13 protein-coding genes are annotated in these 13942 nt (G+C 55.6%); 9 read left to right on the top strand and 4 right to left on the bottom strand.

The window, feature by feature from the left end:
- The 3 genes from ACFQPC_RS17100 to folE2 are packed head-to-tail and all read left to right on the top strand — an operon-like array spanning nucleotide 1 to nucleotide 3611.
- Nucleotides 1-885 (top strand): polyprenyl synthetase family protein, encoded by an 885-nt coding sequence (locus ACFQPC_RS17100; RefSeq protein ID WP_382273298.1) that lies wholly within the window; start codon nucleotides 1-3, stop codon nucleotides 883-885.
- A 1-nt stretch (nucleotide 886) separates the two neighbouring features.
- Complete coding sequence (gene dxs / locus ACFQPC_RS17105) at nucleotides 887-2752, top strand: 1-deoxy-D-xylulose-5-phosphate synthase (protein WP_382273052.1); 1866 nt, start codon at nucleotides 887-889, stop codon at nucleotides 2750-2752.
- A gap of 52 nt (nucleotides 2753-2804) precedes the next feature.
- Nucleotides 2805-3611, top strand: a complete 807-nt coding sequence (gene folE2 / locus ACFQPC_RS17110) for a GTP cyclohydrolase FolE2 (RefSeq protein ID WP_382273053.1) — start codon at nucleotides 2805-2807, stop codon at nucleotides 3609-3611.
- A gap of 70 nt (nucleotides 3612-3681) precedes the next feature.
- Here folE2 and ACFQPC_RS17115 read toward each other — a convergent pair whose 3' ends face one another.
- Nucleotides 3682-4245: a cob(I)yrinic acid a,c-diamide adenosyltransferase gene (locus tag ACFQPC_RS17115; RefSeq protein ID WP_382273054.1), complete on the bottom strand. Its 564-nt coding sequence runs from the start codon at nucleotides 4243-4245 to the stop codon at nucleotides 3682-3684.
- Between the two features lie 226 nt (nucleotides 4246-4471).
- Here ACFQPC_RS17115 and ACFQPC_RS17120 point away from each other — a divergent pair, with 226 nt between their 5' ends.
- The 4 genes from ACFQPC_RS17120 to glcF all read left to right on the top strand — a co-directional run bounded on the left by ACFQPC_RS17120 (nucleotide 4472) and on the right by glcF (nucleotide 9371).
- Entirely contained in the window at nucleotides 4472-5368 is an 897-nt protein-coding gene (locus tag ACFQPC_RS17120) for a LysR substrate-binding domain-containing protein (protein ID WP_012078199.1), read from the top strand.
- A 167-nt stretch (nucleotides 5369-5535) separates the two neighbouring features.
- Nucleotides 5536-7023 carry an FAD-linked oxidase C-terminal domain-containing protein gene (locus tag ACFQPC_RS17125; RefSeq protein ID WP_382273055.1) on the top strand — a complete coding sequence of 496 codons (1488 nt, stop codon included), beginning with the start codon at nucleotides 5536-5538 and terminating at the stop codon, nucleotides 7021-7023.
- A gap of 16 nt (nucleotides 7024-7039) precedes the next feature.
- Nucleotides 7040-8095, top strand: a complete 1056-nt coding sequence (glcE, locus tag ACFQPC_RS17130) for a glycolate oxidase subunit GlcE (protein ID WP_382273056.1) — start codon at nucleotides 7040-7042, stop codon at nucleotides 8093-8095.
- A 43-nt stretch (nucleotides 8096-8138) separates the two neighbouring features.
- Nucleotides 8139-9371, top strand: coding sequence for a glycolate oxidase subunit GlcF (gene glcF / locus ACFQPC_RS17135; protein ID WP_382273057.1), 1233 nt, complete (start codon nucleotides 8139-8141; stop codon nucleotides 9369-9371).
- Between the two features lie 71 nt (nucleotides 9372-9442).
- On the opposite strand, the gene ACFQPC_RS17140 is transcribed toward glcF, so the two are convergent.
- The 3 genes from ACFQPC_RS17140 to ACFQPC_RS17150 form a co-directional block, all read right to left on the bottom strand.
- Complete coding sequence (locus tag ACFQPC_RS17140; protein WP_382273058.1) at nucleotides 9443-9928, bottom strand: glutathione peroxidase; 486 nt, start codon at nucleotides 9926-9928, stop codon at nucleotides 9443-9445.
- Nucleotides 9925-11061: a PilT/PilU family type 4a pilus ATPase gene (locus tag ACFQPC_RS17145; protein WP_012078204.1), complete on the bottom strand. Its 1137-nt coding sequence runs from the start codon at nucleotides 11059-11061 to the stop codon at nucleotides 9925-9927. Before ACFQPC_RS17145 ends, ACFQPC_RS17140 begins: the two co-directional genes overlap by 4 nt.
- 118 nt (nucleotides 11062-11179) lie before the next feature.
- Nucleotides 11180-12223 (bottom strand): type IV pilus twitching motility protein PilT, encoded by a 1044-nt coding sequence (locus tag ACFQPC_RS17150; RefSeq protein WP_382273059.1) that lies wholly within the window; start codon nucleotides 12221-12223, stop codon nucleotides 11180-11182.
- A gap of 119 nt (nucleotides 12224-12342) precedes the next feature.
- Between ACFQPC_RS17150 and ACFQPC_RS17155 the strand changes: the two genes are divergently transcribed.
- Both ACFQPC_RS17155 and proC read left to right on the top strand, forming a co-directional pair.
- Nucleotides 12343-13047, top strand: coding sequence for a YggS family pyridoxal phosphate-dependent enzyme (locus ACFQPC_RS17155; protein WP_382273060.1), 705 nt, complete (start codon nucleotides 12343-12345; stop codon nucleotides 13045-13047).
- Complete coding sequence (gene proC / locus ACFQPC_RS17160) at nucleotides 13037-13861, top strand: pyrroline-5-carboxylate reductase (protein WP_382273061.1); 825 nt, start codon at nucleotides 13037-13039, stop codon at nucleotides 13859-13861. The genes ACFQPC_RS17155 and proC overlap by 11 nt, the downstream gene beginning before the upstream one ends.
- Nucleotides 13862-13942 lie beyond the last annotated feature (81 nt).

Genomic DNA, 13942 nt, shown 5'->3' on the forward strand with positions numbered 1-13942 from the left:
ATGCAATCGTTTGACGGCTGGATGAAATCAACACAGGCGGAAATGGAATTGGCACTGCTGCAGCATTTGCCGCCGGTAGCGCAAACACCTGCCCGCCTGCACGAAGCCATGCATTACGCAGTGCTGGATGGTGGCAAGCGTGTGCGTCCCTTGCTGGTCTATGCAGCCGGCGCCCTGTTCGACGCTGATGCGGCGGAACTGGCACGCGCGGCGGCAGCGGTCGAAATGATTCACGCCTATTCGCTGGTGCACGACGATATGCCGTGCATGGATGACGACGCCTTGCGGCGCGGCAAGCCGACCGTGCATGTGAAGTACGACGAAGCATGCGCATTATTGGTAGGCGACGCCTTGCAATCGCAGGCATTTGACGCATTGGCGGATGGTGGCCTCGATCCGGTACGGCAACTGGCGATGGTGCGCTTGCTGGCAAAAGCATCCGGTTCGCTGGGCATGTGCGGCGGACAGGCGATTGATTTGGCGAGCGTGGGTTTGAGCTTGTCGCTGCAAGAACTGGAGCAGATGCACCGTTTGAAAACCGGTGCACTGTTGCGCGTTTCGGTTTTGCTCGGCGCACTCGCCGGCAAGGCGTTGAGCGCGGAAGAAACACAGGCGCTGGATAGTTATGCGGCCGCTATCGGGCTTGCATTCCAGGTCGTCGATGATGTGCTGGATGCGACTGCGGATTCGGCCACGCTGGGTAAAACCGCGGGCAAGGATGCTGCCGACAACAAGCCGACCTATGTATCAATACTCGGCCTTGAACAATCGCAGGCCCTGGCAGAAAAATTGCGCAACGATGCTCATCGTGCGCTGGAGCAGTTTGGAGAAAAAGCACGACGCTTGCGAGAGCTCGCGGATTTGATCGTGCAGCGGAAGGCTTAGTATGAATTTGCTTGAAACTATCAATGACCCGGCCGATGTACGGCAACTGACACGTCCGCAGCTCAAGCAGCTGGCGGATGAGTTGCGTGCCTTCGTGCTGGAATCCGTATCGGCGACCGGTGGTCACCTGTCGTCCAACCTGGGTACGGTGGAGCTGACGATCGCGCTGCACAATGTGTTCAATACGCCGGAAGACCGCATCATCTGGGACGTCGGTCACCAGACTTATCCGCACAAGATATTGACCGGTCGTCGTGACCAGATGCATAGCTTGCGCCAGATCGATGGCATTTCAGGTTTCCCGCGTCGTGATGAAAGTCCTTACGATACCTTCGGCACCGCGCATTCATCGACTTCGATTTCTGCTGCATTGGGTATGGCACTGGCTGCCAAAACCAAAGGTGAAGACCGTCATGCGATCGCCGTGATTGGCGACGGTGCGATGACGGCCGGCATGGCGTTTGAAGCAATGAATAATGCCGGCATCCATGACGACATCAATTTGCTGGTGGTGCTGAACGATAACGATATGTCGATTTCGCCGCCGGTCGGTGCATTGAATCGCTATCTGGCGCGCCTGATGTCCGGACAGTTTTATGCGGCGGCGAAAAATGTCGGCAAGACCGTTTTGCCTGCGCCTATGCGCGAACTGGCGAAACGTTTTGAAGAGCACGCGAAGGGCATGATCGTGCCGGCGACGATGTTTGAAGAATTCGGTTTCAACTACATCGGTCCTATCGATGGCCATGACCTCGACTCGCTGATCCCGACGCTGCAAAACCTGAAGAACCTGAAAGGCCCGCAATTCCTGCACGTGGTGACACGCAAGGGTCAGGGCTATAAATTGGCCGAGGCTGACCCTGTGCTGTATCACGGTCCGGGTAAGTTTGATCCGGCCGAAGGCATCAAGCCGAGCAGTGCCAAAAAAGTCACTTACACCAGCGTGTTCGGCGACTGGTTGTGCGATATGGCTGCGGCCGATAAACGCCTGGTCGGCATCACGCCGGCGATGCGTGAAGGTTCCGGCATGGTTGAATTCGAACGTCGCTTCCCGGATCGCTATTACGATGTCGGCATCGCGGAACAGCATGCGGTGACCTTTGCCGCCGGTATGGCATGCGAAGGCTTGAAACCGGTGGTCGCAATTTATTCGACCTTCCTGCAACGTGGTTACGATCAGTTGATCCACGACGTTGCCTTGCAAAACCTGGATGTGACTTTTGCGCTGGATCGTTCCGGCCTGGTCGGTGCCGATGGCGCGACCCATGCCGGTAACTACGACATCGCCTATCTGCGCTGCATCCCGAATATGGTGGTGATGGCGGCATCGGATGAAAACGAATGCCGCCAGATGTTATCGACCGGCTTCCAGTATCAGGGACCCGCTGCCGTACGTTATCCGCGTGGTGGTGGCATTGGTGCGAAGGTTAGCACCGACCTCGCGACGATTCCACTTGGTACCGGCGAAATCAAACGCGAAGGTAAAGGTATCGCCATCCTTGCTTTCGGCACCATGGTTGCACCTAGCCTGAGCGCCGCTGAAGAGCTGGATGCGACGGTTGCGAATATGCGTTTCGTCAAACCGCTGGATGTGGAATTGCTCAAGCGCCTGGCAGCGACACATGACGCACTGGTCACGGTGGAAGAAGGCTCCATCATGGGTGGTGCCGGGGCGGCAGTGGCGGAAGCCATGGCGGCCGCAGGTATCGTCAAGCCATTATTGAATCTGGGTTTGCCGGATCAATTTATCGATCACGGCGATGCAGGCAAACTGCTCGCCCTGTGCGGACTGGATGCCGCCGGTATCGCCGCTTCGATCCGCAAGCGTTTCGGCAAAGACCAGCCACGCCTGGTGGTCAATCAGTAAGCAATGCTTCTGTGCGGCGCCGCAATGGCGCCGCCTATTTAAAGGTTCAGCAATGAATACTCGCGATTCCGGCCTGGCGGCCATCCCCGATGTACAAGCCACTCCTGACACCCGCCGCATTGCGATCCAGCGGGTCGGCGTCAAAGGCGTGCGTTATCCGTTGACGGTGAAAACCCTGTCCGGCGTGCAGCCTTCTGTTGGTACCTGGAATATGTATGTGCATCTGGCGGAAGAGCAAAAGGGCACGCATATGTCGCGCTTCATCGCTCTGCTGGAAGAGAATACGCAGGCGCTGGATATCAATGTGTTCGGTGCGATGATACGCAAGATGCTTGCCTTGCTGGAAGCCGATGCCGGTCGCATTGAAGTGTCTTTCCCTTACTTCATCAATAAAATCGCACCCGTATCCGGCGTGCAAAGCCTGATGGATTATGAAGTCGGTTTTATCGGTGAGGTAAAAAACGGCAAGCTGGAAATCACCCTGAAAGTATTGGTACCGGTCACCAGCCTGTGCCCTTGCTCGAAAAAGATTTCTGCCTACGGTGCACACAACCAGCGTTCACACATCACCGTGCAGGCTTTGCTGGCGGATGATCTGGTGGTAGAAGAGTTGATCGCGAATATTGAAGCGCAGGCTTCGTGCGAGTTGTATGGCTTGCTGAAGCGTCCTGATGAAAAGTATGTGACCGAACGCGCTTACGACAATCCGAAGTTCGTTGAAGACCTGGTGCGTGATGTGGCGGTGATGCTGAACAATGAAGAACGCGTGCTGGCTTATACGCTGGAAGCGGAGAACTTTGAGTCTATCCATAATCACTCGGCGTATGCCTTGATTGAATCGGATAAACGCCAGGCTTGAGCTTTTCCCTGTTTGAAAAAATGCCGTTCAGTGTTTGCACTGAGCGGCATTTTTTATTGGCCGGTGTACATCAGGATGCAATATCCCTGACCCTGTCCTTTTCCCACAATACGTCGCCGCCACCTGCATAGCGATTCAACACGCGCGACAAGACAAACATCAAATCCGACAAGCGATTCATATACTGGCGCGGATTGTCGTTGAGTTTTTCCGCTTTGCCGAGGCTGACGATAGTACGTTCCGCGCGGCGACAGACGGTGCGGCAAATATGCGCTTGCGCTGCTGCACGTGAACCTGCGGGCAGGATGAATTCCTTGAGCGCAGGCAGGGTGCTGTTGTACTTCTCCAGCAAACCGTCCAGGCGCGCGACTTGTTCATCATGGATCAGCGTGTAGCCGGGTATGCACAGCTCGCCACCGAGATCGAACAAGTCGTGCTGGATCGAGATCAATTCTTCACGCAAGGCGGCAGGCAGGTCTTCGCACAGCAACAAGCCTATGTGTGAATTCAATTCATCCACGTCGCCCATCGCATGTACACGCAAGGCATCTTTATCGACGCGGCTGCCATCGCCCAATCCGGTTGTGCCTTTGTCGCCGGTACGTGTTGCGATTTTTGAAAGTCGGTTGCCCATGGAATAAGAATCGAAAGTGGAGGGAAGCTGTGAGGATACGGTAAAACGGCGGGTGCGAAGTTGGATCGTGAGCGCGCATAGCCCCGTTTTGCACTGCAAAAGAGTGTAATGTTGTGAAAGTATTACTTTTGTCGGGATTCAACTGCCTTAAAACAAGTACTTGCTCGATAAGAAGCCGGTGAAACCGGTAAAATCATGCCTTGATAACCGAAGATTGATTGACGTAATGGCAATAAGACTTCCACCAGTGCATGCACTGTCCGCTTTTGAAGCCGCAGCACGCCATGGCTCGTTTGCGATTGCAGCAGAAGAGCTGTGTATTACGCCCTCGGCGTTTTCCCATCGTATCCGCCTGCTGGAAGAATTTGTTGGCGAGCGCCTGTTTTTGCGTGATGGCCGCAGCGTCAGCCTGACCGAATTTGGGCGCCGTTATCTGGACGTCGTGCGCGATGCCTTGCGTTCGCTGGCCGATTTCCCCTTGCCGCATCGTCATCCACTGGCCCAGCCGCGCGTCAAGATCACGGTCCCGCCCACCTTCGCCCGTTACCTCTTCCTGCCACACCTGGCCGATTTCACCGCGCTGTATCCGGATATCACGATAGAGGTTTTCCTCTCGGTACCCTTGTACGACATGGCTTTGTCGGAGACCGACCTGGAGATACGTTTCGGAGCCGGCAAGTATCCGGATACCACCACCGAGAAGTTGTTTGAAGAACCGGTATTCCCGGTAGTCAGCCCGGCTTACCTGGAAAAAATCGGCGGCCTGAAAACACCTGCCGACCTGCAAAAAGCACAATTGCTGCGCTCTGCGCTGGAACCGTGGCAGGCGTGGTTCGAAGTGGCCGGCCTGGATTGGCCGGAGCCGGCGACCGGCTTGCGTATCGATGATCTGGGCCTGTTGCTGGAAGCGGTGCGCCATGGTTACGGCGTGGCCCTGACACGCAAGCATTTTGCCGAGGAAATGATTGCCAACGGTGAAGTGGTGCCGCTGTTCGACATACAGTTGACGACGCCACAACATGCCTATTACATGGTCTATGAACAAAGTGTGCGCGAGCGCCCGGAAGTTGTATTGTTCATGAACTGGATGATGGAACGGTTTAATATGCAAAGCATGACGTAGTGGGCTAATTCAGCGCCTTACTGCGTTTTTTCACATCACTTGAATAATTTTCACCCTGGCGGCTAAAGCTTTCAGTCCAGCCGGGGCGTGCTTTCGTTACACTCTGATCGGACCTTATGCGTCTCTCATTTTGCTAACAGACGCGAAAATTGCAATCAGGATTGATGATGAATACAACTTCGGCACCTCCATTTACAGCGGCGTACCAACGCACGGTAGTGGACGCATTGCGTGCCGTACTCCCGGAACGTTGCGTACTCTTCAATGAAGAAGACACGCGGCCTTACGAGTGCGACGGCCTGGCAGCCTATGCCCAATTGCCCATGGTGGTGGTCTTGCCCGACACCGAAGAACAAGTCATTGCCGCCCTCAAGGTGTGTAATGCACTCAAGGTACCTATCGTGCCACGCGGTGCCGGTACCGGTTTATCCGGCGGCGCCTTGCCGATCGCCGATGGCATCGTCCTCTCGACGGCCCGTCTCAACAAAATTGTTAAAGTCGATGCCTATGCCCGTACTGCCGTGGTGCAGCCGGGTGTGCGCAATCTGGCTATCTCCGAAGCGGTAGCACCGCTCGGCCTGTACTACGCTCCCGATCCTTCTTCGCAAATCGCCTGCACCATAGGCGGCAACGTCGCGGAAAACTCCGGCGGCGTGCACTGCCTCAAATACGGCCTGACCGTACACAACGTGATGCGCGTGCGCGTCGTCACGATAGAAGGCGATGTGGTCGAACTGGGTAATGCTGCACTCGATGCACCGGGACTGGATTTGCTGTCGGTTTTCGTTGGTTCGGAAGGCATGCTCGGCATGGTGACAGAAGTCACCGTCAAGCTGATTCCTAAACCTAAACTTGCGCGCGTGATCCTGGCGTCCTTCGATGACGTGGTGAAAGGCGGCAATGCCGTCGCCAGCGTGATTGCCGCCGGCATCATTCCAGCTGGGCTGGAGATGATGGACAAGACTTCATCGCGTATGGTCGAACCCTTCGTCAAGGCAGGTTACGACATCGATGCCGAAGCGATCCTGCTGTGCGAATCGGATGGCATACCGGAAGAAGTCGACGAAGAAATCGCCCGTATGACCGAAGTGCTCAAGCATTCGGGTGCGACCGCGATTGCGGTGTCGCAAAACGAAGCCGAGCGCCTGCGCTTCTGGTCGGGCCGCAAGAATGCCTTCCCCGCGGCCGGACGTATCTCGCCCGATTACTACTGCATCGACGGCACCATCCCGCGTCGCAGCCTGGCAGATGTATTGCTCGGCATCGCGCAAATGGAAGTCAAATACGGCCTGCGCTGTGCCAATGTATTCCATGCCGGCGACGGTAATTTGCATCCGCTGATTTTGTTCGATGCCAACCAGGAAGGTGAATTCCACCGCGCCGAATTGTTTGGCGCGGAAATCCTCGAGATGTGCGTTGCGGTCGGTGGCACCATCACCGGCGAGCATGGTGTCGGCCTGGAAAAAATCAACCAGATGTGCGTGCAGTTTTCGCGTGCCGAGATCGATGCCTTCCTGGCTGTCAAACGTGCTTTCGATCCGGTCTCTTTGCTGAATCCGACCAAGGCTATCCCGACGCTACAGCGCTGTGCCGAGTACGGCAAGATGCACGTCAAACGTGGCATGCTGAAGTTTCCCGATTTGCCGCGTTTCTAATTATTTCAAGGCCAGAATGGAACAGGTAATCGAACAATTTAAAGAGCGCATCCTTGCGGCTGCTGCCAACAAGCAGCCTTTGCGCATACGTGGCGGCGGTACCAAGGACTGGTATGGCCAGACGCCGGTAGGCGAGTTGCTGGATACGCGTGCCTATAGTGGTGTGGTCGCTTACGATCCGACCGAGCTGGTGATTACTGTGCGTAGCGGTACGCCATTGGCCGAAGTCGAAGCCATCCTCGCTGAACAAAACCAGATGCTGGCTTTCGAGCCGCCGCATTTCGGTCCCGGCGCGACTATTGGCGGCATGGTTGCCAGCGGCCTGTCCGGTCCTGGCCGCGTTGCGGTTGGCGCGACACGCGACTTCGTATTAGGCGTCGTGCTGATGGATGGCAAGGGTGAGTCGCTGCATTTCGGTGGTCAGGTGATGAAGAACGTCGCCGGCTACGATGTATCGCGCATGCTGGCCGGTTCCCTCGGCACCCTGGGTTTGTTGCTGGAAGTATCGGTCAAGGTATTGCCGAAGCCGTATGCGCAAACTAGCTTGCGTCTCGAAATGGATGAAAAGGATGCGATTCGCCGTTTGAATGAATGGGGTGGCCAGCCTTTGCCTATCTCTGCCAGTGCCTGGTGTGACGGCGCGCTGATGCTGCGTTTGTCCGGTGCCAAAGCGGCACTGGCGGCGGCGCAGCAAACCATAGGCGGCGCAGAAGTCGATGGCGATGATTTCTGGATCGCGATGCGTGAGCAAAGCAATGAATTCTTTACACAATCGGATGTGCTGTGGCGTTTGTCCGTACCGTCGACGACTGCGCCTATCGCGCTGAATGGACAGCAACTGATCGAATGGGGTGGCGCACAGCGCTGGCTGCGTACCACTGAAAGTGCCGAGACCATCCGTGCCGCGGCTGCACTGGCTGGCGGTCATGCGACCTTGTTCCGTGGCGGCGACAAAGAGGTGGGTGTATTCCATCCGCTGCCACCGGCACTGGGTCGTATCCATCAAAACATGAAAAATAATTTTGACCCGGACGGTATTTTCAATCCGGGTCGTATGTACGCGCAGTATTAATTGCCGCTACCGTAGCAAGACTTTCAGAAGATTGTAGGAATCAATGCAAACCAACTTAGCCGATTTCATCAAAGATACCCGCGAAGGCCATGAGGCTGACGCGATTCTGCGCAGCTGTGTGCATTGCGGATTTTGTACCGCCACTTGCCCGACCTATCAGTTGCTGGGCGATGAATTGGACGGCCCGCGTGGTCGTATCTATCTGATCAAGCAAGTACTGGAAGGCAAGAAGCCGACTGCGAAAACACAGTTGCATCTGGATCGCTGCCTGACTTGCCGCAATTGCGAAACCACTTGTCCATCCGGCGTGAAGTATGGTCGCCTGATTGATATCGGTCGCAAGGTGGTGGAAGACCAGGTTCCGTATTCGTTCTCGCAAAAACTGAAACGTACTGCATTGAAGGAATTGTTACCGCGCAAATGGTTGTTCACACCGGCGATGAAAACCGGCCAGCTGTTCCGTCCGCTATTGCCGCAAGCCCTGCAAAACAAAGTGCCGCGCCGCGAAAACGCCGGCAGCTGGCCGACCCGTGCCCATGCACGCAAAATGCTCTTGCTCGACGGTTGCGTGCAACCTGCCATGTCGCCCAATATCAATGCCGCGACTGCGCGCGTACTCGATGCGCTCGGTGTGCAATTGGTAGTGGCACCGAAAGCCGGTTGCTGTGGCGCGATCCGGCATCACCTGAATGATCACGACGGCGCCCTGGATGATATGCGTCGCAATATCGATGCATGGTGGCCACTGGTGCAAGCCGGCGCTGAAGCGATAGTCATGACCGCTTCCGGTTGCGGTGCGACCGTCAAGGATTACGGTCATTTGCTGGAGGCCGACCCTGCCTATGCAGAAAAAGCCGCCGTGATCTCGGGTTTGACGAAAGATCTGAGTGAAATCATGCCGGCCTTTGAAGCTGAACTGGAAGGCAAATTGAACGGCAAGATTTCGAAACGCGTGGCCTACCATCCGCCTTGCACCCTGCAACACGGCCAGCAAATCCGTGGCAAGGTTGAAGGCGTATTGCGTGCGGTCGGCGTGGATGTGCAGTTATGTGGCGATAGCCATCTGTGCTGTGGTTCTGCAGGTACTTACTCGGTTATGCAGCCGGAGCTGTCGTATCAACTGCGTGACAACAAACTGGCCAAGCTGGCAGAGACCAAGGCAGAGATGATAGTTTCGGCCAATATCGGTTGCCTGACGCACCTGCAATCCGGTACCGATACACCGGTCAAACACTGGATAGAGTTGATTGATAGCGCGCTGACAGCAACGCACTAAGCAATGCTCCTGCAATAAAAAACGCTGGCTTACCTCACGGTATTGCCAGCGTTTTTATTTGCAGCGAAAGTTTATTCCGCCAGCAGTTTATTAATGTCGTCTACCAATTCTTCCGGTTTGGTTTGCGGCGCATAGCGCTTGAATACCGTGCCATCCTTGCGCACCAGGAATTTGGTGAAATTCCATTTGATCGCTTCACTGCCGAGCAAGCCTGGTGCTGCGTGCTTCAGGTATTTGAATAAAGGATCGGCGTCGTCGCCATTCACATTGATCTTGGCAAAGAGCGGAAAATTCACGCCGTAATTTTTTTCACAGAATGCGCCTATGGTTTCGGCATCGCCGGGTTCCTGGCCGCCGAACTGATTGCACGGGAAGCCCAGTACTTCCACGCCTTTATCGCGAAACTGCTGGTACACCGCTTCCAGACCCTGGTACTGTGGCGTGAAGCCGCATTTGCTGGCGGTATTGACGATCAGCAGCACCTTGCCGCGATATTGCGCCAGGTCGACCGATGCACCGGCCAGGCTGTCAGCCTTGAAGTCATAGACATTGCTCATACTATCCCCAGGTGTTCGGTACCTTTGCTCAAATCGCGATTCTGCGCTTCCTTGCCATTGAGTTTGATGGACAGGCGCAAATCGTTGACCGAATCTGCGTTGCGCAAAGCATCTTCATAAGAAATCTTGCCGGCTTCATACAAATCGAACAAGGCTTGATCGAAAGTCTGCATGCCGAGTTCGCGCGACTTCTTCATGATTTCCTTGATTTCATGTACATCGCCCTTGAAGATCAAATCAGAAACCAGTGGCGAGTTCAGCATGATCTCGACAGCGACACAGCGGCCCTTGGTATCTTTCAGCGGGATCAGGCGTTGTGAAATCATGGCCTTCAAATTCAGCGACAAATCCATCAACAACTGTTGGCGACGTTCTTCCGGGAAGAAGTTGACGATGCGATCCAGTGCCTGGTTCGAGCTGTTTGCATGCATGGTGGCGAGGCAGAGGTGGCCGGTTTCGGCAAAGGCGATCGCATAGTCCATGGTTTCACGATCACGAATCTCGCCGATGAAAATAACATCGGGTGCCTGGCGCAGCGTGTTCTTCAGTGCCACGCCCCAGCCATCGGTATCGACGCCGATTTCACGTTGTGTGATGACGCAGTTTTTATGCGGATGGACATATTCGACCGGATCTTCGATCGTGATGATGTGGCCGAAGCTGTGTTCATTGCGGTGGCCTATCATCGCCGCCAGCGTAGTTGATTTGCCGGAACCGGTAGCGCCGACCATGATCACCAGGCCGCGCTTGGTCATCACGATATCTTTCAGGGTCTCCGGCACGCCCAGTGCTTCTATGCTGGGGATGGCGGTGGTGATGGTACGTACCACCATGCCGACCCGGCCCTGCTGTACAAAGGCAGAAACACGGAAACGACCGATGCCGCCGGGACTGATCGCGAAATTGCATTCCTTGGTCGCTTCGAACTCGGCTGCCTGCTTGTCGCTCATGATGGCACGTGCCAATTCAATCGTATGGGCGGCGGTCAGCGGCTGGTTGGAGACTTGCGTCATCTTGCCGTCGATCTTGAATGCAGGCGGGAAGTCGGCGGTGATAAAAAGATCGGAGCCGTTCTTGCTCAGCATCAGGCGCAGCAAGTCGTACATGAATTTAGTGGCTTGATCGCGTTCCATAGTGACTCTCTTTTAGTCTATTTTTTACACCGGCGTAAGCTGTGCTGCATTTCCACCCCGCAGCTTGCAAGCTGCTCCGATTCAGGCGGCGCAAAGCATGCTTTGCGCAACCTCGCCTTCATCCTGGGAAGTTATCCGGCGTCTTGGCTGCGGCACGTGCAGCCGCATTGGAAATCACATTGCGTTTCACCAGTTCGGTCAGGTTGCTGTCCAGCGTCTGCATGCCGACATTTGATCCGGTCTGGATGGCCGAATACATCTGTGCGATTTTTGCTTCGCGGATCAGGTTACGGATGGCCGGTGTACCCAGCATGATCTCATGCGCGGCAATACGGCCGCTGCCATCCTTGGTTTTGAGCAGGGTTTGCGAAATGACGGCTTGCAACGATTCGGACAGCATCGCACGGACCATTTCCTTTTCATCGCCGGGGAAGACATCGATGATACGGTCTATGGTCTTGGCAGCGGACGAGGTATGCAGGGTGCCGAATACCAGGTGGCCGGTTTCAGCGGCAGACAGTGCCAGGCGTATGGTTTCCAGGTCGCGCAATTCGCCGACCAGTACCACGTCCGGATCTTCCCGCAGCGCCGAGCGCAAGGCGTTTTCGAAGGAGTGGGTATGTGGGCCGACTTCGCGCTGGTTGATCAGGCATTTTTTTGAATCGTGCACGAATTCAATCGGGTCTTCGATGGTCAGGATGTGCGCGTATTCGTTTTCATTGACGTGGTTGACCATCGCCGCCAGTGTGGTCGACTTACCGGAGCCGGTCGGACCGGTAACGAGGACCAGGCCGCGTGGTTTCAATGCCAGCTCGGCGAAAATCTTCGGCGCATTCAAATCTTCCAGGCTCAGGATCTTGGATGGGATGGTACGCAGTACGGCGGCAGCGCCCCTATCCTGGTTGAAGGCGTTGACGCGGAAGCGGGCCAGGCCGGGGATGGCGAAGGAAAAGTCGATTTCCAGCCGTTCTTCATACACTTTGCGCTGGCCATCGTTCATGATGTCATAAATCATGCCGTGCACATCCTTGTGCTCCAGCGGCGGCAAATTGATACGGCGGACATCGCCGTGGACGCGGATCATCGGCGGCAGGCCGGCTGATAAATGCAGATCGGATGCTTTATTCTTGACGGAGAACGCGAGTAGTTCTGAAATGTCCATTTATAATCCCTGAGCCTGCTACAAAAATGCGAAAGCAAGAGGCGAAACACAGTGTGACCGCCCGGTACGCGTACCGATGTTATGGTGACGCTTAACTAATGCTTTAAAGAACTTTGATTATGTCTGTAATACGCCAAAACTTGCAAGCTGTGCGTCAGCGGATCACCGACGCCGCGAACAGCGCCCGACGCGATGTACACGGCGTGGAATTGCTGGCGGTATCCAAGACCTTTGGCGCGGATGCGGTGATTGCCGCGGCCGAGGCCGGACAGGGTGCTTTTGGTGAAAACTACCTGCAGGAAGCACTGGAAAAGATCGCCGAAGTAAAGGCTGCACGCCCGGATTTGCAGCTGGAATGGCACTTCATCGGCCCTATCCAGAGTAACAAGACCCGCCCCATCGCCGAACACTTCGACTGGGTGCATTCGGTCGACCGGGAAAAAATCGCCCAGCGCCTGTCGGAACAAAGGCCGGCGCATCTGCCGCCACTGAATATTTGTTTGCAAGTGAATATCAGTGGCGAGGCCAGTAAAAGCGGGGTTTTACCATCCGAAACGCTGGCTGTGGCGCAGGCGATTTCAGCCTTGCCCCGACTATACCTGCGCGGCTTGATGGCGATTCCGGAAGCGGTCGGTGATGCAGAACAACAACGTGCACCGTTCAGGCAAATGCATGCTTTGCTTGATCAGTTGCGTGCGGAAGGATTAAAACTGGATACATTATCCATGGGGATGTCCGGCGATATGGATGCAGCGATCGCCGAAGGTGCAACGATAGTGCGGATAGGTTCCGCAATTTTTGGTACAAGGGAATATGCAAAATAATTTGAAAATCAGTTTCATTGGCGGCGGCAATATGGCTGCCGCTTTAATCGGCGGCCTCGCCGGAAAATTGACTGCGGCAGGCAATATCCATGTGGTCGATATCAATGCCGATTCGCTGGCGAAATTGCAACAGCAGTTCGGTATCAAGACCTCATCCGAGATCGATGCGACGCTGGCTGCCAGCGATGTCGTCGTGCTGGCGGTCAAGCCGCAGCAGATGAAAGGTGTGGTGGCGCAACTGGTGCCGCATATCAAGGGGCAACTGGTGCTGTCGATTGCCGCGGGTATACGCGCGGTTGATTTGTCGCGCTGGCTGAAAGGACACAACGCGATTGTGCGTACGATGCCGAATACGCCGGCACTGATCGGCAAGGGCATTACCGGTATGGTTGCCACCGAAGGTGTGAGCAAGGAGCAGCGTGCAGCGGCCGATGCCATCATGCGGGCAGTGGGTGAAACGGTTTGGCTGGATGACGAGAAACTGATAGATCCGGTGACCGCTGTATCCGGTAGCGGACCAGCCTACGTGTTTTACTTTATCGAAGCGATGCAGCAGGCCGCGCAGGAAATGGGCCTGACCGCAGAGCAGGGTAATGCACTCGCTATTTCGACTTTTGTCGGCGCCGCCCAACTGGCGGCACAAGCCAGTGATCCGGTCGCGGTATTGCGTGAACGCGTGACGTCCAAGGGCGGCACTACTTATGCGGCTTTGAGCAGCATGGAAGCCAGTGGCGTCAAACAATCGATCATCAATGCAATGAAAGCAGCGGCGGCACGTGGGCAGGCGCTGGGTGAGGAATTCGGCCAGGACTAAGTAAGGGGTTCAGATGTGAAGAGGCCGGATGTTTTTGCAAACATCCGGCCTCTTTTCATATCAGCAGCGTTAAACGCGACA

The organism is Herminiimonas glaciei (genome assembly GCF_042664955.1).
GTDB lineage: Bacteria > Pseudomonadota > Gammaproteobacteria > Burkholderiales > Burkholderiaceae_D > Oxalicibacterium > Oxalicibacterium glaciei.

Excerpts from the sequence above, each read along its gene's own strand:
- ACFQPC_RS17100 (WP_382273298.1), top strand. The coding sequence starts at position 1 with ATGCAATCGTTTGACGGCTGGATGAAATCAACACAGGCGGAAATGGAA.
- dxs (WP_382273052.1), top strand. The coding sequence starts at position 887 with ATGAATTTGCTTGAAACTATCAATGACCCGGCCGATGTACGGCAACTG.
- folE2 (WP_382273053.1), top strand. The coding sequence starts at position 2,805 with ATGAATACTCGCGATTCCGGCCTGGCGGCCATCCCCGATGTACAAGCC.
- ACFQPC_RS17115 (WP_382273054.1), bottom strand. The coding sequence starts at position 4,245 with ATGGGCAACCGACTTTCAAAAATCGCAACACGTACCGGCGACAAAGGC.
- ACFQPC_RS17120 (WP_012078199.1), top strand. The coding sequence starts at position 4,472 with ATGGCAATAAGACTTCCACCAGTGCATGCACTGTCCGCTTTTGAAGCC.
- ACFQPC_RS17125 (WP_382273055.1), top strand. The coding sequence starts at position 5,536 with ATGAATACAACTTCGGCACCTCCATTTACAGCGGCGTACCAACGCACG.
- glcE (WP_382273056.1), top strand. The coding sequence starts at position 7,040 with ATGGAACAGGTAATCGAACAATTTAAAGAGCGCATCCTTGCGGCTGCT.
- glcF (WP_382273057.1), top strand. The coding sequence starts at position 8,139 with ATGCAAACCAACTTAGCCGATTTCATCAAAGATACCCGCGAAGGCCAT.
- ACFQPC_RS17140 (WP_382273058.1), bottom strand. The coding sequence starts at position 9,928 with ATGAGCAATGTCTATGACTTCAAGGCTGACAGCCTGGCCGGTGCATCG.
- ACFQPC_RS17145 (WP_012078204.1), bottom strand. The coding sequence starts at position 11,061 with ATGGAACGCGATCAAGCCACTAAATTCATGTACGACTTGCTGCGCCTG.
- ACFQPC_RS17150 (WP_382273059.1), bottom strand. The coding sequence starts at position 12,223 with ATGGACATTTCAGAACTACTCGCGTTCTCCGTCAAGAATAAAGCATCC.
- ACFQPC_RS17155 (WP_382273060.1), top strand. The coding sequence starts at position 12,343 with ATGTCTGTAATACGCCAAAACTTGCAAGCTGTGCGTCAGCGGATCACC.
- proC (WP_382273061.1), top strand. The coding sequence starts at position 13,037 with ATGCAAAATAATTTGAAAATCAGTTTCATTGGCGGCGGCAATATGGCT.